The following is a 17,286-nucleotide window of genomic DNA, read 5'->3' as shown; positions in this document are numbered from 1 at the left end:
GCGAATACAGAGTTTCGGTCAACCGAAACCTTGGGTGCCGCGTGCCGGGACCAGGCACGTCCTAGGCTGCTCCCATGACTGCTCGCGACCACGGCGACCCCGGCGACGCCCCCACCATCGCCCCGCCCCTGACGGACGTCGCCGAGCCCCGGCGCCCCTCCGCCGCCGAGGAGGCGCGCACGGTCGCCTCGGCCGGCAATACGGCGACCCTCGGCAGCCTCTCCGCCGACGGTGGCCCCTGGGCCTCGCTCGTCACGTACGGACTGCTCGGCGGCGACCCGGTGCTGTGCGTCTCGCACATGGCCGAGCACGGCCGGAACCTGGCGCGCGATCCCCGCGCGAGCGTCTCGATCGTGGCGCCCGACGCCTCGTCGGACCCCCTGGCGAACGCGCGGATCACCCTGGCGGGCACCGTCCGCCGGCCCGAGGGCGAGCAGCTCGCGGCGGCCCGGGAGGCGCACCTCGCGGCCGTGCCCGCGGCGAAGTACTACATCGACTACAGCGACTTCACCGTGTGGCTGCTCGAGGTGGAGCGGGTCCGTTGGGTGGGCGGCTACGGGCGGATGGACTCGGCGTCGAGCGCGGATTACGCCGCCGCCGAACCGGATCCGGTCACCCCGCACGCCGCGGGCGCCGTGCGCCACCTCAACGACGACCACGCCCCGGCCCTGCTGGACATGGCCCGGCAGCTGGGCGGCTACCCCGACGCCACCGCGGCGCGCTGCGAGCGCGCCGACCGGTACGGCCTCGACATCCACGTGGACACCCCGCGCGGCTGGGCCGTCACCCGCGTCGGCTACCTCGCCCCGCTGGACGCGCCAGCCGAGCTGCGGCAGGCCACCGTCGCCCTCGCCCGCCTGGCGGCCGGGCGGTAGCGGACCCACCGCCCCGGCACCGGCGTCAGTTCGCCGGGGCCGGCGTGGTGGTCGTCGGGACCGGCACGGCGACGGTCGGCTTCGGCGCCACCGGCTTCGGGGCGACGGTCGTGGTCGGCACCGGCGCGACGGTGGTGGTGATCCGCGGCGGGGTGATCACGGGCGGCTGTGTCGTCGGAGGCTTCGTGACCACCGGCGCCTGCGTCGTCGGGGGCGCCTGCGTCGTCACGCGCGGCGGAGCGATCGTCGTGGTCGGGACCGGCGCGACGGTCGTCGTCGGCGGGGCGACGGTGACCGGCGGCGCGACCGTCGTCGGCGCGACCGTGGGTGCGACGGTGGGCGCGACCGTCGGCGGCGCGATGGTCGTCGGCGGGATCGTCGGCGCCGCGGTCGTCGGCGCGACCGTCTGCGGGGACGTGCCCGGCGGAACCGTCTGCGGCGAGGTCCCGGACGTCGCGGTCGGGGCGGCGGTCGAGGTCTCCGTCGGGCTGGTCACCGTGCCTCCCTCAGAGGTCCCGGCGCCGACGGGGGCCGACGTCGCGGCGGTGGTGCCGCCCGTCGCATCCCCGGCCCGGCCCGCCGTGGTGGTCGCGGCGGTGGTGGTCGGGCTCGCGACGGCGACGGAGACGCTGGTGCCGATCGCGTCCTCGACGGACGCGCGGCTGCCGGCCTGGACGGTGGCGCCCTGCAGCGCGGCGGCGACCGGCGCGGTGACCGTGGCGTCGGTGTTCACGTTGCCGGGGACCGCCTGGCCGGGAAGCGCGACGATGGGCGCGACCTTCGCCGAGGTCGGCAGCGGCGCGAGCACCACGCCGGGCGCGACGGGCGCGGTCACGGTGGTCGTCGTGGTGGTCGTGGTGGTGCTCGTCGACGTGACGGTGTACACCGGCGCGAGGATGCGGCCCTGGTCGCGCACGTCGACGACGCGGCCGGGCGTGACCGCCCAGACCGGGTAGAACGGGTCGGTGAAGCGCGGCGGGACCCGGCGGTACGGGTTGCTGAAGATGTTGATCGTGATGGACACCGAGATGATCGGCTGCGGCCGGGGGCGGGTCCAGCTGCGCGGGTAGATCCAGATCACGGGGACGTCGGCGTGGAAGCCCGGGTCGAACCAGGGTCGCGGGTAGCCGGGCCGGAGCCACGGGCGGGGCTGGTCCGGGGTCCACGGGCGCACGCCGAGCTGGCGGCCGTACAGCGTCCAGCAGGTCTGCGTCTGCTGCTCGATCCCGGCGATCCACGATCCCCAGCGGCCCGTCTCGCAGATGGACCGGTAGGCGTCGATCTGCGGCTGCGTGTACTGCCACGGCCGCGTGTTCACGGGCCGCGACATCGGCGCGGGCGGGGCGGGCTGCGGCGCCACGACGAGCCCCGGCACCGCGGGCGCCGGCGGGTAGTAGACGGTGGTGTTGTTGCTGGTGGAGGTGATGGTGCCCTGCGGCAGGCCCGCGTTCACCGCGGCCTGCGCGGGGATCGGGTCGCCGACCATGGTGACGTCCTTGGGCGGCACGACCACGCCGTCGGTCTGGAAGGCTCCGGGGTTCGACGTGTACTGGTCGCCCGTCACCGGGCTGAACGCGACCGGCGAATCCTCGCTCGAGGAATCCTTGCCGCAGCCCGCGACCAATCCCACCACCGAGAGCGCCGCGACCGCCGCAGCTGAGACCCTGACCCTGTTCATCTGTCCTCCGACCCCGCTCGCCGGCGCGAATCGCGGCGATATCCACCCATTCTTATCGGCCCGACGACCCGCGCGCCATCGCCGGGACAGGATCGGGACCGATTCGAGACCGACAGCGATGACAGCATTGCTAGCATTGCTGTCATGGCGACGCTGACGATCCGCAACCTCCCCGACCGGGTCCGGGACCGGCTCCGGGTCCGCGCCGCGGAGAACGGCAGGTCGATGGAGGCGGAGGCGCGCATGATCCTGGAGGAGTCGCTGATCGAACCCGGGAAGGTCGATCTGAGCTGGGTGGAGGCGATCATCGAGGTGGGCAACGAGTTCGGTGGGATCGAGCTGGACATCCCCGCGGACGCTCCTGCCGAGGTCCCCGATTTCACAGACCTATGATCATCCTCGACACGAATGTCATCTCCGAACTCATGCGCGGCGAGGCGAAGAGCGATCGCCGCGTCGTGGAGTGGGCGCGGGCCCTCAGCGAGCAACCGGTGTCGACCGTGATCAACCACGCCGAGATCTTGTCCGGGTTGGCCGTACTTCCCGCGGGCAGGCGTCGAGCGCAGCTCCTCGCACGGGCCGAGAACATCTTGCTCAATCTCGGCCCGGCTCTGCCCCTCACGCCGGATTGTGCGGGCGCGTACGCCGCGATCGTCGCCGAGCGAAAGGCAGCGGGGTCGCCCATCGGTCAGATGGACGGCCTGATCGCCGCCATCGCCCGGACCACCGGTGCGGCCATCGCGACGCGGAACATCAGTGACTTCGACAGCCTCGGCCTGCGCCTCGTCGACCCCTGGACCGCGGAAATCTAGACAGAGGTAGATAAATGCGTAGCCTGGAGACCATGAAGAGCATCACCGTCGCCGAGCTGCGCCAGAACCCCACGGCCGCGCTGGCGGAGGTGGAGAACGGCGAGACCTACGAGGTGACGCGGCACCGTCGAGTGGTGGCGCGGCTCGTGCCACCCGAGCCGGCCATCGAATTGATCCCCCCGAAGAAGCGCGGCGGCGCCCGGCTGTCCGAACGTCCGGGTCCCGTCACGAACCGCTCGGTCGCGGAGATCGACGAGCTCCTCCGCGAGATGCGTGAGGACCGATGACGTTCTACTACCTCGACACATCCGTCGCGATCCACGCGCTACTGCGCACTCCCGGGGCGCTGGAATGGTTCGACGCGGTCTCCGCGGATCCCGAGTCGACGATCATCTCGTCCCGGATTCTGCAGACGGAGCTCACCCGCTACCTCCGCCGGGAGTCCGCCGAGGTGGCGGCCCGGAGCCAGATCCTCGACCACGTCTCCGCGATACCGCTGTCCGAGGCGATCCTCACCTCGGCCGAGTCGATCGCCGAGCACGTCCGCGCACTCGATGCGATTCATCTCGCGTCGGCGATGGTCGGCGGGTCGCGGACGGTGGTGGTCACGCACGACGCACGGATGCGAACGGTCGCGGAGGCGAACGGGCTCACCGTGCTGGACCCCGTGGCCTGAGAAACGCAAGAGCCCCGCACCGTCGAACGACGGTACGGGGCCCTGAGCGCAGAACTGTTACTTGACGCCGAGCAGGTCATCACGGGGACAAGGCCCCGTGCTCGACGAACGTCGAGCTACTTGACGCCGAGCAGGTCGATGACGAAGACCAAGGTCTTGCCCGACAGGCGGTGGCCGCCGCCGGCGGGGCCGTAGGCCAGGGCGGGCGGGCAGATCAGCTGGCGACGGCCGCCGACCTTCATGCCCGGGATGCCCTCCTGCCAGCCGGCGATGAGGCTGCGCAGCGGGAAGTTGATGGACTCGCCGCGGCTCCACGAGGAGTCGAACTCCTCGCCGCTGTCGAACTCGACGCCCAGGTAGTGGACGTCGACGACACTGCCGGGCTGGGCCTCGGCGCCGTCGCCCACGACGATGTCCTTGATGACGAGCTCGGTGGGCGCGGGGCCCTCGAGGAACTCGATCTCGGGCTTGGTCATAGAGACTCCTTTGATCAGGCGGTGCAGATTGTCGCGCCGGATGGGCGGCATCTACGCGCCGGGGTAGTCACGGGCGGTCGAGCCCGTGTAGATCTGCTGAGGACGGCCGATCTTGGTGGTCGGGTCCTCGTGCATCTCACGCCAGTGGGCGATCCAGCCGGGGAGCCGGCCGAGCGCGAACAGCACCGTGAACATGCGCGTCGGGAAGCCCATCGCGCGGTAGATCAGACCGGTGTAGAAGTCCACGTTCGGGTAGAGCTTGCGCTCGATGAAGTAGTCGTCGTGCAGCGCGACGTCCTCCAGGCCCTTGGCGATGTCGAGCAGCTCGTCGGACACGCCGAGCAGCTCGAAGATGCGGTCCGCGGTCTGCTTCACGATCGCCGCACGCGGGTCGTAGTTCTTGTAGACGCGGTGCCCGAAGCCCATGAGCTTCACGCCGTCTTCCTTGTTCTTGACCTTGTTCATGAAGGCCGTGGTGTCGCCACCGGAGGCCTTGATGTCGTCGAGCATCTCGAGGACGGCCTGGTTGGCGCCGCCGTGCAGCGGGCCCCACAGGGCGTTGATGCCGCCCGAGATCGACGTGAACAGGTTCGCGTTCGACGAGCCCACCAGGCGCACCGTCGACGTGGAGCAGTTCTGCTCGTGGTCGGCGTGCAGGATGAGCAGCATGTCGAGGGCCTTGACGATCTCCGGGTCCACCTCGTAGGGCTCGGCCGGGAAACCGAAGGTCATGCGCAGGAAGTTCTCCACCAGCGACAGCGAGTTGTCCGGGTAGAGGAAGGGCTGGCCGACCGACTTCTTGTAGGCGTACGCACAGATCGTCGGGAACTTGGCGAGCAGGCGGATGGTCGAGAGCTCGACCTGCGCCGGGTCGTTGTGGTCCAGCGAGTCCGGGTAGTACGCCGAGAGGGCGTTGACCGCCGACGAGACCACCGGCATCGGGTGCGCGTTGCGGGGGAAGCCGTTGAAGAACAGCTTGAGGTCCTCGTGCAGCAGGGTGTGCCGCTGGATCTTCGCGGTGAACTCGGCGAGCTGCTCCGGGGTCGGCAGCTCACCGTGGATCAGCAGGTAGCTGACCTCGATGAACGTCGACTTCTCCGCGAGCTGCTCGATCGGGTAGCCGCGGTACCGCAGGATGCCCTGGTTGCCGTCGATGTAGGTGATCGCGGACTTGCACGAGGCCGTGTTGACGAAGCCGTTGTCGAACGTGCTGTAGCCCGACTGCGCGAGGAACTTACCGAGAGCGATGCCGTCTGCACCCTCGGTCGCCTTGACGATCGGCAGCTCGATCTGGCCGCCGGGATAGGCGACCGTAGCGTTCGCGGTGTTGTCATCAGTGGACAATGTTCGTATCCCCTCGCTGTGGTCGGCGGATAAAAGCTACCTGGCTAGAACCTAGCGGTATCGCGGTTCCGCGAGGAAATCGGGCCGTCACCGGATGCCCCATTCGGTGCCCCACCGGGCGCCCGGAGCCAGCCGGATCACGTCGGTTCCGGTGTGGAGGGCGTTGCCGGGGGCGGACATCGGCTCCACCGCGAGTGCCCGGCCGCGGCCCGGGTATCCCTTGCCGTTGACCGGGTCCGCGATGAACACCTGGGCCCACGGCAACGACGGTGCCGTCCACAGTTCCGCCGCCCCCGACGGGCCGCGGAGCACGGTGGTCCGCGCCACGTCGGTGAAGGGAGTGTCGATCTGCACACCGTCGAGCGAGCGCGGGGCGCGGTAGTCGTACTCCGTCCCGTCGACGGTGCGCGGCGGACCGTCGGGCAGCAGGCGCCCGTCGAGGGGCTGCCAGCGCCCGGCCCCCAGCTCCAGGGTGCAGGCGTCGACGGGGTCGTCCCCGACGCGGAGGTAGGTGTGGAAGCCGACGGCGAGCGGCAGGTCCGCCTCGCCGTCGTTGCGGGCCTCGAAGGCGCAGGTCAGGCCGCTCTCCGCGACGCTGTACCGGATCCGCAGGTGCAGGTCGAAGGGCCAGCCGGGGTGGCGCCCGACGTCGAGGACCAGCGTGACGGCGTCCGATGCGACCTCGACGTCGTCCCAGTCGACGCGGCGCACGAGGCCGTGGTCGGCGGTGCCGGTGACGTCGCTGGTGACCGCGAGGCGGTGGACCTCGCCGTCCCAGGTGTAGATGCCGTCCTCGGTGCGGCCGGGCCAGGGGGCGAGCACGAGCCCCGCCGACAGCGGCGGCTTCGCGCCGAGCGGCCACTCCTCGGTGAGGGCGACGCCGTCGCGGCGGAGGCCGCGCAGGCCCGCGCCGGTCCGCGCGATCTCCGCGACGTAACCGCCGGCGGCGATCGTGAAACCGGGTTGCACCGACATGGGCGCAATAGTACGGGCGGGGACGGGTGCGGCGAGCGGCGTCCGCCCGACGGCCGCCGGATGCAACCCCTCGCAACGTCGGAGGGACCTCAGCGGGCCAGCGTCCCGGCGATCACGGTCGCGACGGCGGACTGCAGCGCGGGCACGAGCTCGACGCGGAAGACGGCGAGGGCGGGGTCCACCAGGTAGGCCGACTCGCACAGCCGCGACTGCTCGGCCTGCGCGTAGACCGCGCCGGACAGGGTGAGCATCAGCGAGCCCACCGCGGGAGCGTCGCCCCCCAGCTCGGGGATCGCGCGGGTGATGACGCCGGCCAGGGTGTCCAGCCCGGCGAGGGCCGCGCGCTTGAACCGCACGATCGCGTCGGTGGAGACGTTGCGCTCGAGCACCGAGGCCTGGGCGGAGACGAGGTCCAGTAGGTCGGGGTGCGCGGCCGCGACGCGGGCGTAGACGGCGGCGAAGGCCTCGGTCCGCTCCGCGAGGGGTGCGCCGTCGCGCGCCTCGGCCGCCCACGCATCGTCGAGCTCGACGATGCAGGCGGTGGCCGAGCGCATGAGCACCTCGAGCAGAACCTCCTCGCGGGACTCGAAGTAGCGGAGCACGTTCGATTTCGCCAGGCCGACGCGCCGGCTGAGCTCGCTCAGGGTGAGGGCGGCGACCGGCATCTCGCAGAGCATGCCCGCCGCCGCGGCCATGATCGCCTCGCGCCGCTCCTGCCGCTGCTCCGCGCTGCGCGCCCGTTGGAATCCCACGGACCGATTTTACAGACCGCCGGTCTATTGACACCAGAACGGTGTTCTTTTACCGTGGAGGCATTCAACAGACCGGCGGTCTCTTAACCGTCGGGGACCACCGAGGAGCAACCATGAGCTGGACCGAGAACGACGTACCCACCCAGGCCGGACGGGTCGCCGTCGTCACCGGCGCCAACACCGGGCTCGGCTTCGAGACCGCCCGGGCGCTCGCCCAGAAGGGGGCCGAGGTCGTCCTCGCCGTCCGGAACACCGACAAGGGCGCCGACGCCGCCCGGCGCATCGCCGCCGTCGCTCCGGGCGCGACGGTCCGCGTCCAGCGCCTCGACCTGGGCTCGCTCGCCTCGGTCCGCGACGCTGCCGCGGAGCTGCGCGAATCGACCCCGCGGGTGGACCTGCTGATCAACAACGCCGGCGTCATGTACCCGCCGAAGCAGACCACCAGCGACGGCTTCGAGCTGCAGTTCGGCACCAATCACCTGGGCCACTTCGCCTGGACCGCCCAGGTGCTCGACCTGCTGCTGGACGTGCCCGGTTCGCGCGTGGTGACCGTCGCCAGCATCGCGCACCGCATCCGCGCGGCGATCCACTTCGACGACCTGCAGTGGGAGCGCTCCTACGAGCGGGTCGCCGCCTACGGGCAGTCGAAGCTGTCGAACCTGCTCTTCCACTACGAGCTGCAGCGCCGCCTCGAGGCCCGCGGCGCCGAGCGCGGCACCGTCGCGCTGGCCGCGCACCCCGGCATCGCCGACACCGAGCTGGTCCGCAACCTCCCGGCAGTGCTGCAGAAGGCGCAGGCCTTCGCGCCCCTGTTCTCGCACGACGCGGAGCACGGCGCGCTCCCCCAGCTCCGGGCCGCAACCGATCCCGGCGCGCTCGGCGGCCAGTACTACGGCCCCGACGGCCTCGGCGAGCGCCGCGGCGCCCCGAAGGTCGTGGCGTCCAGCGAGCAGTCCTACGACCTGGACCTGCAGCGCCGCCTGTGGTCGGTGTCGGAGGAGCTCACCGGCATCGCCTTCCCGGTGTGACCCTCAGCCCAGGATCTTCTGCAGCCAGCCGGAGTCGGTGAGCGCGACCTGCGCGCCGTCGTGCAGCACAGTCGGGGTGCCGGTGCCGCCTGCCGCGGTGAGCAGCTTGAGGTTCGCGGCGCCCACGGCCTTGCCGTCGATACCGGTGGAACCGTCGCGGATCTTCGTCACCGCGGTATCGACGGTGCCGGACGCGCCGGCGATGGTCGCGATCTCGGCGTTGGTGAGGTCGCTCGAGCCGCCCTCCTGGGGCTGCGAGAGGAACATCGACGTGAGGAAGCCGAGGGCCGCGTCGGTCCCGCCGGACCGGCCGACCTGGAGGAAGGCCGCCAGCGCCCGCGAGGAGTAGTCCCCGCTCGCGGACTGCCGGTCGAGGAAGCTCACCGGCCGGTACTCGACGGTGAGCCGCCCGCTCCGGACGGCGGCGGTGATGTCCGTGCCGTACGTCGTCTCGGAGTTCTTGCAGGCGGGGCACAGGAAGTCCAGGTAGACGGTGATCGTCGGGCCGCCGGTGCCGACGCGGACCGCGCCGTCGTCCGACCCGGCCGTGGCGCTCGCCCCGCCCGACGGCGCCGCCACCGCCGTGCCCGCGACGGTGCGCGCGCACCCGGACAGGGCGAGCAGCGCGACGAGCACGGCCACGACGACGGAGATCCCCCGGTGCATCCTCATGCGCCGAGGATACGGCCGGTCCCGCGTGACACGGGTCAGCGCGTGACGCGGTACCGGACGAAGGCGGGCACGGCGAACGCGGCGAGCACCGTGAAGACGATGACGAGCACGCCGCCGCCGGCCGCAGCCATCGCGGCGCCGGCGGAGGCGGCGGCCGCGCCGTGCAGCGCGTCGCCGATCCGCGGCCCGCCCGCGACCACCACGACGAAGACGCCCTGCAGGCGCCCGCGCATGTCGTCGGTCGCGGCCTGTTGGAGCATCGTGGTGCGGAAGGCCGCGGAGAACATGTCGGCAGCGCCGCCCAGCGCGAGCAGCACCAGCGCCGCCCACAGCCAGCTGAAGTGCGCCGCGACGCCGAAGCCCCCGATCGCCAGGCCCCACAGCACGATCATCACGATCACGGCGAGACCCTGCCGGGAGACGCGCGACGTCCAGCCCGAGAGCACGCCGCCGAGCACGGCGCCCACCGACATCGCCGCGAACAGCGCGCCGAACACCCAGCCGCCCTCGATCGGGTCGCCGAAGTTCTCGTGCGCGATCTGCGGGAACAGGGCGCGCGGCATGCCGAAGACCATCGCGATGATGTCGACGACGAAGCTCATGAGCAGCACCTTGTGGCCCGCGAGGTACCGGAAACCGTCGATCACGGAGCTCAGCCCCAGCGACTGCCCCTTGTCCTCCGCCTTGATCGACGGCAGCTTCCACACGGCCCAGAGCGTGACCATCAGCGACGCCGCGTCGAGGGCGTACAGCCAGTGCACGCCGATGATCGGGATGAGCGGCGCGCCCAGCATCGGGCCGGCGATGGCGCCGAACTGCATCACGGTCATGTTGAGCGAATTGGCCGCGGGCAGCTGCTCCGGCGGCACCAGGCGCGCGTAGATCGCGGACCGGGTCGGCTGATTCACGCCGAAGAAGGCCTGCTGCAGCGCGAAGGCGCCGAGGATCAGCCAGACGTTGTCGGGCAGCAGCGCGAGCATCAGGGCGGTGCCCGCGAGCCCGAGCGTGGTGCCGATGATCACCAGGCGCCGGTCGAGCGCGTCGGCGATCGCGCCGCCCCACAGGCCGAAGATCACCAGCGGGACCAGGCCGAAGACGCCGGTCAGGCCGACGTACGCCGACGAGCCGGTGATCGCGTAGATCTGCGCCGGCACCGCGACCGCGGTGAGCTGCGCGCCGATGACGGTGACGATCCCGGTCCACCACAGTCGCCTGTAGTCGGGGTTCTTCAGTGGCCGTGTGTCGGCCAGGAGTCTCGGCACCTGAAAGATCCTACGACTTCCTCAGGATCTCCCGCGATTCGACGCACACCGCTACCGTGGCGCCGATGAGGCTGGCCCGCGCTCGCATCGACGGCGACGCCCTCGTGGACGTCGACGTCGCCGGGGGCCGGATCGCCGCGCTCTCCCCCGCCGGCTCCACGCGGCCCGCGGGCGACGTGCTCGACCTCGACGGCCGCCGCCTGATCCCCGGCCTGTGGGACGAGCACGTCCACGTGCGCACCTGGGCCGTCTCCACGCGCCGCATCGACGTGCGGTCCGCGACGGGCCCGGAGGAGGTCGCCGCGCTGGTCCGCGCCGCGTTCCCGGACGCGGAGCCGGGCCTGCCCGTCGTCGCCGTCGGCATGCGCGACGGGCTGTGGGGCGGCGCACCGTCGCGCCTGCTGCTCGACGAGATCGCGCCGGAGGTCCCCGTCATGGTCGTCTCCTCGGACCTGCACAGCTCCTGGTCGAACGCGGCGCTCGGCCGGCTCCTCGGCGTCGACCTCGACGACACCGGGATGCTCCGCGAGGCGGCGAGCTTCGCCGCGGCCGTCCGCGTCGAAGCACTCGTCGCGGACCGCGCCGACGGGTGGGTGATCGAGGCGCTCGCCGGCCTCGGCCGACGGGGCGTCGTCGGCCTCGTCGACCTGGATTTCGACGATGCCGTCGGCGCCTGGGAGCGACGCCCCGCCCCGCCCGTGCGGGTCGACGCGGGCGTCTACCCGCAGCACCTCGACGCGGCGGAGGCCCGCGGCGCCGGCACGGGCGCCCCGATCAACGGCCTCGCCCGGGTGGGCCCGCTCAAGGTCATCACCGACGGTTCCCTCGGCACGCGCACCGCGTACTGCCACGCGCCGTACCCCGGCACGGCCGATCGCGGCGTGCTGGAGGTGCCGCCGGAGCGCCTCGTCGAGCTGCTGCGCCGCGGCGCCGCGCTGGGCCTGGCCCCGGCCATCCACGCCATCGGCGACGCGGCCAACGCGCTCGCGCTCGACGCCTTCGCCGAGGCCGGGGTCCGTGGGCGCATCGAGCACGCGCAGCTGCTCACCGAGGCGGACCTCGGCCGGATGGCGGAACTCGGAATCGGGGCGTCGATCCAGCCGGAGCACATGCTCGACGACCGCGGACTGGTCGCGCGGTTCTGGGGCGACCGCGCGGGCGACGCCTTCCGCGTCGGCTCGCTCGTGGCCGCGGGCGTCGACGTGGTCTTCGGCTCGGACGCGCCGGTCACGCCGCTGGACCCGTGGTTCGCGGTCTCCGCCGCCGTCACCCGCAGCCGCGACGGGGATCCGCCCTGGCAGCCGTGGGAGGCGGTCGACGTGGAGACCGCGCTGCGGCTCTCGGCGCGGTCGCGGATCGCGGTCGGCGAGCCCGCCGATCTGGTGGCCCTCGGCGCCGACCCGACGCCGGAACGCCTGCGCACCATGCCCGTCGACCTCACGCTCGTGGCCGGCGGGATCACCCACACAGGGCTCTAGGGCTCACAGGGCCCTAGGGCTGCAGGCGGAACGGCGCGTAGTCGGGCGCGACGAGCCGCACCCGGTTGTGCACCCGGTTCTCCCGGCCCTGCCAGAACTCGACCACCTGCGGCGCGATCCGGTAGCCGCCCCATTCCGGCGGCACCGGCACGTCCTGTCCCTCGAACCGGGCCTCCACCTCGGCGAAGCGCTCCGCCATCGCGGCGCGGGAGGCGACCGGCCGGGACTGGTCCGAGGCCCACGCCCCGAGCTGCGAGCCCCGAGGCCGCTCGGCCCAGTAGGCGGCGGTCTCCTCCGGGGTGACCTTGGTGACGGCGCCGCGCACGTGCACCTGGCGGTGGATCGCGATCCACGGGAAGGTCACGGCGGCAACGGGGTTCGCCTCGACGGCGCGGGCCTTGTCGGAGCCGTAGTTGGTGTAGAAGACCACGCCGCGCTCGTCGAGGCCCTTGCACAGCACGGTGCGGGTGGCCGGGAGCCCGGTCTCGTCGACGGTGGCGAGCACCATCGCGTTGGGCTCCGGCGCGCCGGCGGCGACGGCCTCGTCGAACCAGGACCGCCACAGCGGCACCCACCCGGACGCCAGGTCCTCGGGCTGCAGATCGAAGGAGTCGCCGTCGTACTTCTCGCGCATCGCCGTCAGGTCCACGAAGCCGAGACTACTCATTAGGCTGCACAGCATGACTGAGATTCCGGGTGGGCTCGAAGGCGTCGTCGCGTTCTCCACGGAGATCGCGGAGCCGGACAAGCAGGGCGGGGTACTGCGGTACCGCGGCGTCGACGTGGCCGACCTGGTGCGCGACCGGGTCACCTACGGCCAGGTGTGGGGCCTGCTGGTGGACGGCGAGTTCGGCAACCCGCTGCCCGCCGCGGAGCCCTTCCCGCTGCCGATCCACAGCGGCGACGTCCGCGTCGACGCGCAGGCCGGCCTCGCGATGCTGGGCCCGCTCTGGGGCTTCGAGCCGCTGCTCGACATCGACGACGCCACCGCCCGCGAGAACCTGGCGCGCGCCTCGGTGATGACGCTGAGCTTCGTCGCCCAGTCGGCCCGCGGCCTGGAGCGCCCGGCGGTGCCGCAGCGGATCATCGACCAGTCCCCCACCATCACGCACCGGTTCATGACCCGCTGGCACGGCGAGCCCGACCCCGATCACGTGCGCGCCATCGACGCCTACTGGGTCGCGGCCGCCGAGCACGGCCTCAACACGTCGACGCTCACGGCGCGGGTCATCGCCTCGACGGGGGCCGACGTCTCGACGGCGCTCTCGGGCGCGGTCGGCGCGCTGTCGGGCCCGCTGCACGGCGGCGCACCGTCGCGCGTGCTGCCGATGCTCGACGAGGTGGTCCGCACCGACGACCCCCGCGGCGTCGTCGCTGCGCGGTTGGACCGCGGCGAGCGGATCATGGGCTTCGGCCACCGCATCTACCGCGCCGAGGATCCGCGGGCCGCGGTGCTCCGCGCCGTCGCGCGCGACCTGCAGGCGCCCCGCTACGAGGCCGCCGCCGCGCTGGAGCGCGAGGCGAACGCCCTGTTCGCCGAGCGCCGCCCCGACCGCGCGATCTCGACGAACGTCGAGTTCTGGGCGGCCGTGATCCTCGACTACGCAGGCGTCCCGCCGCGGATGATGCCGGCGATGTTCACCTGCGCGCGGACCGCCGGCTGGTGCGCCCACATCCTCGAGCAGAAGCGCGCGAACAAGCTGATCCGCCCGTCCGCCCAGTACATCGGGCACGGCCCGCGGCAGCCCGAGGACGTGCCCGGGTGGGACACCATTAGGATTTAGGGCATGACGATCGAGATCCCCGCCGCGCTCAAGCCCGTCGACGGCCGCTTCGGCTGCGGCCCGTCCAAGGTCCGCCCCGAGCAGCTGCAGTCGCTCGTCGATACCGGCGCCTCGGTGTTCGGCACCAGCCACCGCCAGGCCCCCGTGAAGAACGTCGTGGGCCGCGTGCGCGAGGGCCTGAAGGACCTCTTCTCGCTCCCCGAGGGCTACGAGGTCGTGCTCGGCAACGGCGGTACCACCGCCTTCTGGGACGCCGCCGCCTTCGGCCTGATCCGCGAGCGCAGCCAGCACTTCACCTACGGCGAGTTCAGCAACAAGTTCGCGAGCGTCGCCAAGGGCAACCCGTTCATCGGCGATCCCATCGTCGTCTCGAGCGACCCGGGCTCGGCCCCCGAGCTGGTGGCCGACGGCACCGTCGACCTCATCGGCTGGGCGCACAACGAGACCTCGACGGGCGTCGCGGTGCCGGTCAGCCGCCTCGCGGGCAGCGAGAACGCGCTCATCGCGATCGACGCCACGTCGGGCGCCGGCGGCCTGCCGGTCAACGTCGCCGACACCGACGTCTACTACTTCGCGCCGCAGAAGTGCTTCGCCGCCGACGGTGGCCTCTGGGTCGCCCTCATGAGCCCCGCCGCCCTGGCTCGCGTCGAGGAGATCAAGGCCTCGGGCCGCTACACCCCCGAGTTCCTCTCGCTGCCCATCGCGGTGGACAACTCGAGTAAGAACCAGACCTACAACACCCCCGCCCTGGCGACGCTGCTGCTGTTCGCGGACCAGATCGAGTGGATGAACGGCAACGGCGGCCTGGACTGGACCGTCGCGCGCACCAAGGATTCGAGCGACCGGCTCTACCAGTGGGCCGAGGCCAGCGAGTTCGCGACGCCCTTCGTCACCGATCCCGCGCTGCGCAGCCAGGTCGTCGGCACCATCGACTTCGACGAGAAGATCGACGCCGCCGCCGTGGCCAAGACGCTGCGCGCGAACGGCATCGTCGACACCGAGCCGTACCGCAAGCTGGGCCGCAACCAGCTCCGCATCGGCATGTTCCCGGCGATCGATCCCGAGGACGTCACCGCTTTGACCAAGTGCATCGATTTCGTGGTCGAGCGCGTGTCGGCCGACGCGTAGCGAATCGAACAACTACCCTTGCACCATGCAGGAGCTGCGGGTTGTGGGACTGGACGACGACGGGACGTCTGTGGTCTGCGAAGGCCCCGCAGGACGTTTCCGCCTGCCGATCGACGACACCTTGAAGGCGGCCGTGAGCGGTGAACTAGGAAGCGGCACCCAGACCGAGCTCGAGCTGGGCGCCGACCTCTCCCCGCGGGAGATCCAGGCCCGCATCCGCGCCGGCGCCACGATCGAGGAGATCGCCGAGTTCACGGGCGCCCCGAACCACCGGATCAAGCGCTTCGCGGGCCCGGTGCTGCTGGAGCGTTCGCGCGCGGCGGAGATGGCTCAGCTCGCGCACCCCGTGCGCGGCGACGGCCCGATGCACGCCACCCTCGCCGAGGTGGTCCGCTCCGCCCTGGCCGAGCGCGGCCACGCCGACACCACCGAGTGGGACGCCTTCAAGGGCGCCGACAACCGCTGGGTGGTCTCGATCAGCTGGAGCGTCGGTAAGTCGCGCAACCAGGCGCACTTCCGGTACGCGCCGGGCGCGCACGGCGGCACCGCCAGCCCCGTCGACGAGACGGCCCGCGGTCTGCTCGATCCCGACGCGCGGCAGGGCCTGCGCAGCATCGACCGGTCGGCCGACGAGCCGCTGCGCGCGGTCCCCGGCCCCGTCGATCCGAGCCGGGTCGTGGAGGGCACCGTCGAGGAGCGTTCCGAGCGCCGTCCCGCCCAGGCCCCCGCGGCCGCGGTGGGCCAGCACGGCCGCCGGCATCCGGAGATGCCGTCGTGGGAGGACGTGCTCCTCGGCGTCCGCGGCGGGAAGAACGGGTAGGTCGTGGGCGCTACAGCTGCGACGCTCTGGTTCCTCGACGTCGCGGAGCCGAAGGGCATTCTGGCGATCGTCGGCAGGCCCGACGAGGCCGCGTCCCGCGCGATCGCCGAGCAGGTGCTGGGCGAGCCCGTCGTCGGGCGGCCCGAGTCCCTCGCCCGCGCCGCGGATCCGCTGCCCGGGCACGTCTACGTGGCCGCCTGGGGTGGGCTGACCGTGGTCACCCACGCGGGCCTGCGCGTGGACAAGCCGAGCGAGCTCGACGAGTCCTGGTGGAACCTCGTGCCCGCGCATCGCGCGTTCCTGCTGGTCACGGCCCCGGAGCGGGCCGTCGGCGGGTTCGCGCTGCGCGCCGACGGTGCGCCCAAGCGCTCGTTCTCCGCGCACCCCGTCGACATCCTCGAGGACGAGGGCCTGCCCGAGCTCTTCGAGGGCCCCTTCTGGGCCGGCGAGCACCCGCTGTCGTACGCCGAGGGCGTCACCCCGGACCCGCGGGCCCTGCCCTTCCACCCGATGGAGTTCGCGGAGCAGGCGAACCGGGAAATGCTCGGCTTCCGGTACACGCACCCCCTCGCACCGACCGACCTCGACCCCGCGCGGATCCAGGTCATCGACTTCGTGCCCGCCTCCCAGCAGCAGGTCGTCCAGGCCCAGGCCGACGGTGCGCCGCAGCCCCCGGTCGAGCAGCCCGACCCCGGCTACGAGGACCGCGGCAAGGTCCGCAGCTTCTTCGGTTTCTGATCCTGGCTCAACCGTGTGACCAGTTCGATGCGTGATGCGTGATGCGCGCGTATCCTGATCTCTATGAGGACGACGCTCGACATCAGCCCCCGCGTTCTCGCCGCTGCGCGAGCGCGGGTGAACGCCGGGCTGAACACGAGCATCGGGGATGCAGTGTCGTACTTGGCCACCGTTGGACTCGAAGGCACTGCGACGAGCCCTGAGCCGTCCCGTCGCGGCCTGGTCCTGCTCCCGTCGGCGCCCGACCATGTCATCACCAACGAGATGGTCGAGGACGCGATGCTCGATGACTGAGCTCGAACTTCCGGATGTGAACGTCCTCGTCGCTCTCGTCAGCGCCAATCACGTCCATCACGACACGGCTCGCGGCTGGTTCGAGTCCACCGCACGCTTCGCCACCACACCGATCACCGAGGCCGGGCTCGTCCGGATGGCGCTGAACCGGGCCGTCATGGGGACCGCCGTCACTGCGCAGCAGGCGCTCGCGTCGCTCGCCTCCCTGCGCGCGGACGAACGTGCCGAATTCGTGCCGGACGACTCATCGCTCGCCGGCCCGTCCATCGATCTCGTGGGTCTCGCCGGCCACAAGCAGGTCACCGACCTCCATCTCGTGAACCTCGTAGCGCAACACTCGGGCGTGCTTGTCACCCTCGACACCAAGATCCGGCCCGTTCTCGCACCCGACGACCAGTCCCTCGTCCACGTCCTCCTCTGAGCCCGGGCCCGCAGCTTCTTCGGTTTCTGATCGCGGCGCGGTAGCCAGGAGTGCGGCTGCGGGGAGCGACGTT

The 17,286-nt window shown here is 72.0% G+C and carries 21 protein-coding genes; 13 read left to right on the top strand and 8 right to left on the bottom strand.

The annotated features are described in order from the left end of the window. Positions 1-74 precede the first annotated feature (74 nt). Entirely contained in the window at positions 75-875 is an 801-nt protein-coding gene (locus tag WFK95_RS04110) for a HugZ family pyridoxamine 5'-phosphate oxidase (RefSeq protein ID WP_224650074.1), read from the top strand. 25 nt (positions 876-900) lie between these two features. Here WFK95_RS04110 and WFK95_RS04105 read toward each other — a convergent pair whose 3' ends face one another. Continuing rightward, positions 901-2,553, bottom strand: a complete 1,653-nt coding sequence (locus tag WFK95_RS04105) for a hypothetical protein (protein WP_224650071.1) — start codon at positions 2,551-2,553, stop codon at positions 901-903. Positions 2,554-2,697: 144 nt separating this feature from the next. On the opposite strand from WFK95_RS04105, the gene WFK95_RS04100 reads away from it, so the two are divergent. The 4 genes from WFK95_RS04100 to WFK95_RS04085 are packed head-to-tail and all read left to right on the top strand — an operon-like array spanning position 2,698 to position 4,041. Beyond that, complete coding sequence (locus WFK95_RS04100) at positions 2,698-2,946, top strand: FitA-like ribbon-helix-helix domain-containing protein (RefSeq protein WP_224650068.1); 249 nt, start codon at positions 2,698-2,700, stop codon at positions 2,944-2,946. Next, positions 2,943-3,365 (top strand): type II toxin-antitoxin system VapC family toxin, encoded by a 423-nt coding sequence (locus WFK95_RS04095; RefSeq protein ID WP_224650066.1) that lies wholly within the window; start codon positions 2,943-2,945, stop codon positions 3,363-3,365. Before WFK95_RS04100 ends, WFK95_RS04095 begins: the two co-directional genes overlap by 4 nt. A 32-nt stretch (positions 3,366-3,397) precedes the next feature. Beyond that, positions 3,398-3,652: a type II toxin-antitoxin system Phd/YefM family antitoxin gene (locus WFK95_RS04090; protein WP_224650064.1), complete on the top strand. Its 255-nt coding sequence runs from the start codon at positions 3,398-3,400 to the stop codon at positions 3,650-3,652. After that, a complete protein-coding gene (locus WFK95_RS04085) occupies positions 3,649-4,041 on the top strand; it encodes a type II toxin-antitoxin system VapC family toxin (protein ID WP_336669953.1) in 393 nt (130 codons plus the stop codon). The genes WFK95_RS04090 and WFK95_RS04085 overlap by 4 nt, the downstream gene beginning before the upstream one ends. A gap of 116 nt (positions 4,042-4,157) precedes the next feature. On the opposite strand, the gene WFK95_RS04080 is transcribed toward WFK95_RS04085, so the two are convergent. The 4 genes from WFK95_RS04080 to WFK95_RS04065 all read right to left on the bottom strand — a co-directional run bounded on the left by WFK95_RS04080 (position 4,158) and on the right by WFK95_RS04065 (position 7,588). Next, on the bottom strand, positions 4,158-4,517 hold the full coding sequence (locus tag WFK95_RS04080) for an FKBP-type peptidyl-prolyl cis-trans isomerase (protein ID WP_224650059.1): 360 nt from the start codon (positions 4,515-4,517) through the stop codon (positions 4,158-4,160). A 51-nt stretch (positions 4,518-4,568) separates the two neighbouring features. Then, on the bottom strand, positions 4,569-5,861 hold the full coding sequence (locus WFK95_RS04075) for a citrate synthase (protein ID WP_224650057.1): 1,293 nt from the start codon (positions 5,859-5,861) through the stop codon (positions 4,569-4,571). Positions 5,862-5,948: 87 nt separating this feature from the next. Beyond that, positions 5,949-6,836 (bottom strand): aldose 1-epimerase family protein, encoded by an 888-nt coding sequence (locus WFK95_RS04070; protein ID WP_336669952.1) that lies wholly within the window; start codon positions 6,834-6,836, stop codon positions 5,949-5,951. An 89-nt stretch (positions 6,837-6,925) separates the two neighbouring features. After that, on the bottom strand, positions 6,926-7,588 hold the full coding sequence (locus tag WFK95_RS04065) for a TetR family transcriptional regulator (RefSeq protein ID WP_224650052.1): 663 nt from the start codon (positions 7,586-7,588) through the stop codon (positions 6,926-6,928). A 113-nt stretch (positions 7,589-7,701) separates the two neighbouring features. Between WFK95_RS04065 and WFK95_RS04060 the strand changes: the two genes are divergently transcribed. After that, positions 7,702-8,616 carry an SDR family NAD(P)-dependent oxidoreductase gene (locus WFK95_RS04060; RefSeq protein WP_336669951.1) on the top strand — a complete coding sequence of 305 codons (915 nt, stop codon included), beginning with the start codon at positions 7,702-7,704 and terminating at the stop codon, positions 8,614-8,616. A gap of 3 nt (positions 8,617-8,619) precedes the next feature. Here WFK95_RS04060 and WFK95_RS04055 read toward each other — a convergent pair whose 3' ends face one another. Beyond that, entirely contained in the window at positions 8,620-9,288 is a 669-nt protein-coding gene (locus WFK95_RS04055) for a DsbA family protein (RefSeq protein ID WP_336669950.1), read from the bottom strand. A 35-nt stretch (positions 9,289-9,323) separates the two neighbouring features. Further along, positions 9,324-10,550, bottom strand: coding sequence for an MFS transporter (locus tag WFK95_RS04050; protein ID WP_224650045.1), 1,227 nt, complete (start codon positions 10,548-10,550; stop codon positions 9,324-9,326). Positions 10,551-10,615: 65 nt separating this feature from the next. On the opposite strand from WFK95_RS04050, the gene WFK95_RS04045 reads away from it, so the two are divergent. Next, positions 10,616-12,028 (top strand): amidohydrolase, encoded by a 1,413-nt coding sequence (locus WFK95_RS04045; RefSeq protein WP_224650043.1) that lies wholly within the window; start codon positions 10,616-10,618, stop codon positions 12,026-12,028. Between the two features lie 13 nt (positions 12,029-12,041). Here WFK95_RS04045 and pdxH read toward each other — a convergent pair whose 3' ends face one another. Beyond that, complete coding sequence (gene pdxH / locus WFK95_RS04040; protein ID WP_224650083.1) at positions 12,042-12,662, bottom strand: pyridoxamine 5'-phosphate oxidase; 621 nt, start codon at positions 12,660-12,662, stop codon at positions 12,042-12,044. Between the two features lie 46 nt (positions 12,663-12,708). On the opposite strand from pdxH, the gene WFK95_RS04035 reads away from it, so the two are divergent. From WFK95_RS04035 to WFK95_RS04010, 6 genes are all read left to right on the top strand, one after another. Then, positions 12,709-13,812: a citrate synthase 2 gene (locus tag WFK95_RS04035; RefSeq protein WP_224650029.1), complete on the top strand. Its 1,104-nt coding sequence runs from the start codon at positions 12,709-12,711 to the stop codon at positions 13,810-13,812. 3 nt (positions 13,813-13,815) lie between these two features. Next, positions 13,816-14,940, top strand: a complete 1,125-nt coding sequence (serC, locus tag WFK95_RS04030; protein ID WP_224650027.1) for a phosphoserine transaminase — start codon at positions 13,816-13,818, stop codon at positions 14,938-14,940. Positions 14,941-14,965: 25 nt separating this feature from the next. After that, the gene (gene sepH, locus WFK95_RS04025; protein WP_224650025.1) at positions 14,966-15,760 is read left to right on the top strand and encodes a septation protein SepH; all 795 of its coding nucleotides are present in this window, start codon (positions 14,966-14,968) and stop codon (positions 15,758-15,760) included. 3 nt (positions 15,761-15,763) lie between these two features. Next, positions 15,764-16,498 (top strand): DUF6928 family protein, encoded by a 735-nt coding sequence (locus WFK95_RS04020; RefSeq protein WP_224650023.1) that lies wholly within the window; start codon positions 15,764-15,766, stop codon positions 16,496-16,498. 63 nt (positions 16,499-16,561) lie between these two features. Continuing rightward, positions 16,562-16,792 (top strand): hypothetical protein, encoded by a 231-nt coding sequence (locus tag WFK95_RS04015; RefSeq protein WP_224650021.1) that lies wholly within the window; start codon positions 16,562-16,564, stop codon positions 16,790-16,792. Further along, complete coding sequence (locus WFK95_RS04010) at positions 16,785-17,213, top strand: TA system VapC family ribonuclease toxin (RefSeq protein WP_224650019.1); 429 nt, start codon at positions 16,785-16,787, stop codon at positions 17,211-17,213. The genes WFK95_RS04015 and WFK95_RS04010 overlap by 8 nt, the downstream gene beginning before the upstream one ends. Positions 17,214-17,286 lie beyond the last annotated feature (73 nt).

Source organism: Tsukamurella sp. USMM236, from assembly GCF_037148755.1.
Classification (GTDB): Bacteria; Actinomycetota; Actinomycetes; order Mycobacteriales; family Mycobacteriaceae; genus Tsukamurella.
This window is presented reverse-complemented; position numbering and strand designations above follow the sequence as displayed.

Bases quoted from the DNA above. Each gene is read 5' to 3' on its own strand.
- WFK95_RS04110 (WP_224650074.1), top strand. From the start codon at position 75: ATGACTGCTCGCGACCACGGCGACCCCGGCGACGCCCCCACCATCGCC.
- WFK95_RS04105 (WP_224650071.1), bottom strand. From the start codon at position 2,553: ATGAACAGGGTCAGGGTCTCAGCTGCGGCGGTCGCGGCGCTCTCGGTG.
- WFK95_RS04100 (WP_224650068.1), top strand. From the start codon at position 2,698: ATGGCGACGCTGACGATCCGCAACCTCCCCGACCGGGTCCGGGACCGG.
- WFK95_RS04095 (WP_224650066.1), top strand. From the start codon at position 2,943: ATGATCATCCTCGACACGAATGTCATCTCCGAACTCATGCGCGGCGAG.
- WFK95_RS04090 (WP_224650064.1), top strand. From the start codon at position 3,398: ATGAAGAGCATCACCGTCGCCGAGCTGCGCCAGAACCCCACGGCCGCG.
- WFK95_RS04085 (WP_336669953.1), top strand. From the start codon at position 3,649: ATGACGTTCTACTACCTCGACACATCCGTCGCGATCCACGCGCTACTG.
- WFK95_RS04080 (WP_224650059.1), bottom strand. From the start codon at position 4,517: ATGACCAAGCCCGAGATCGAGTTCCTCGAGGGCCCCGCGCCCACCGAG.
- WFK95_RS04070 (WP_336669952.1), bottom strand. From the start codon at position 6,836: ATGTCGGTGCAACCCGGTTTCACGATCGCCGCCGGCGGTTACGTCGCG.
- WFK95_RS04060 (WP_336669951.1), top strand. From the start codon at position 7,702: ATGAGCTGGACCGAGAACGACGTACCCACCCAGGCCGGACGGGTCGCC.
- WFK95_RS04055 (WP_336669950.1), bottom strand. From the start codon at position 9,288: ATGAGGATGCACCGGGGGATCTCCGTCGTCGTGGCCGTGCTCGTCGCG.
- WFK95_RS04045 (WP_224650043.1), top strand. From the start codon at position 10,616: ATGAGGCTGGCCCGCGCTCGCATCGACGGCGACGCCCTCGTGGACGTC.
- pdxH (WP_224650083.1), bottom strand. From the start codon at position 12,662: ATGCGCGAGAAGTACGACGGCGACTCCTTCGATCTGCAGCCCGAGGAC.
- WFK95_RS04035 (WP_224650029.1), top strand. From the start codon at position 12,709: ATGACTGAGATTCCGGGTGGGCTCGAAGGCGTCGTCGCGTTCTCCACG.
- serC (WP_224650027.1), top strand. From the start codon at position 13,816: ATGACGATCGAGATCCCCGCCGCGCTCAAGCCCGTCGACGGCCGCTTC.
- sepH (WP_224650025.1), top strand. From the start codon at position 14,966: ATGCAGGAGCTGCGGGTTGTGGGACTGGACGACGACGGGACGTCTGTG.
- WFK95_RS04015 (WP_224650021.1), top strand. From the start codon at position 16,562: ATGAGGACGACGCTCGACATCAGCCCCCGCGTTCTCGCCGCTGCGCGA.
- WFK95_RS04010 (WP_224650019.1), top strand. From the start codon at position 16,785: ATGACTGAGCTCGAACTTCCGGATGTGAACGTCCTCGTCGCTCTCGTC.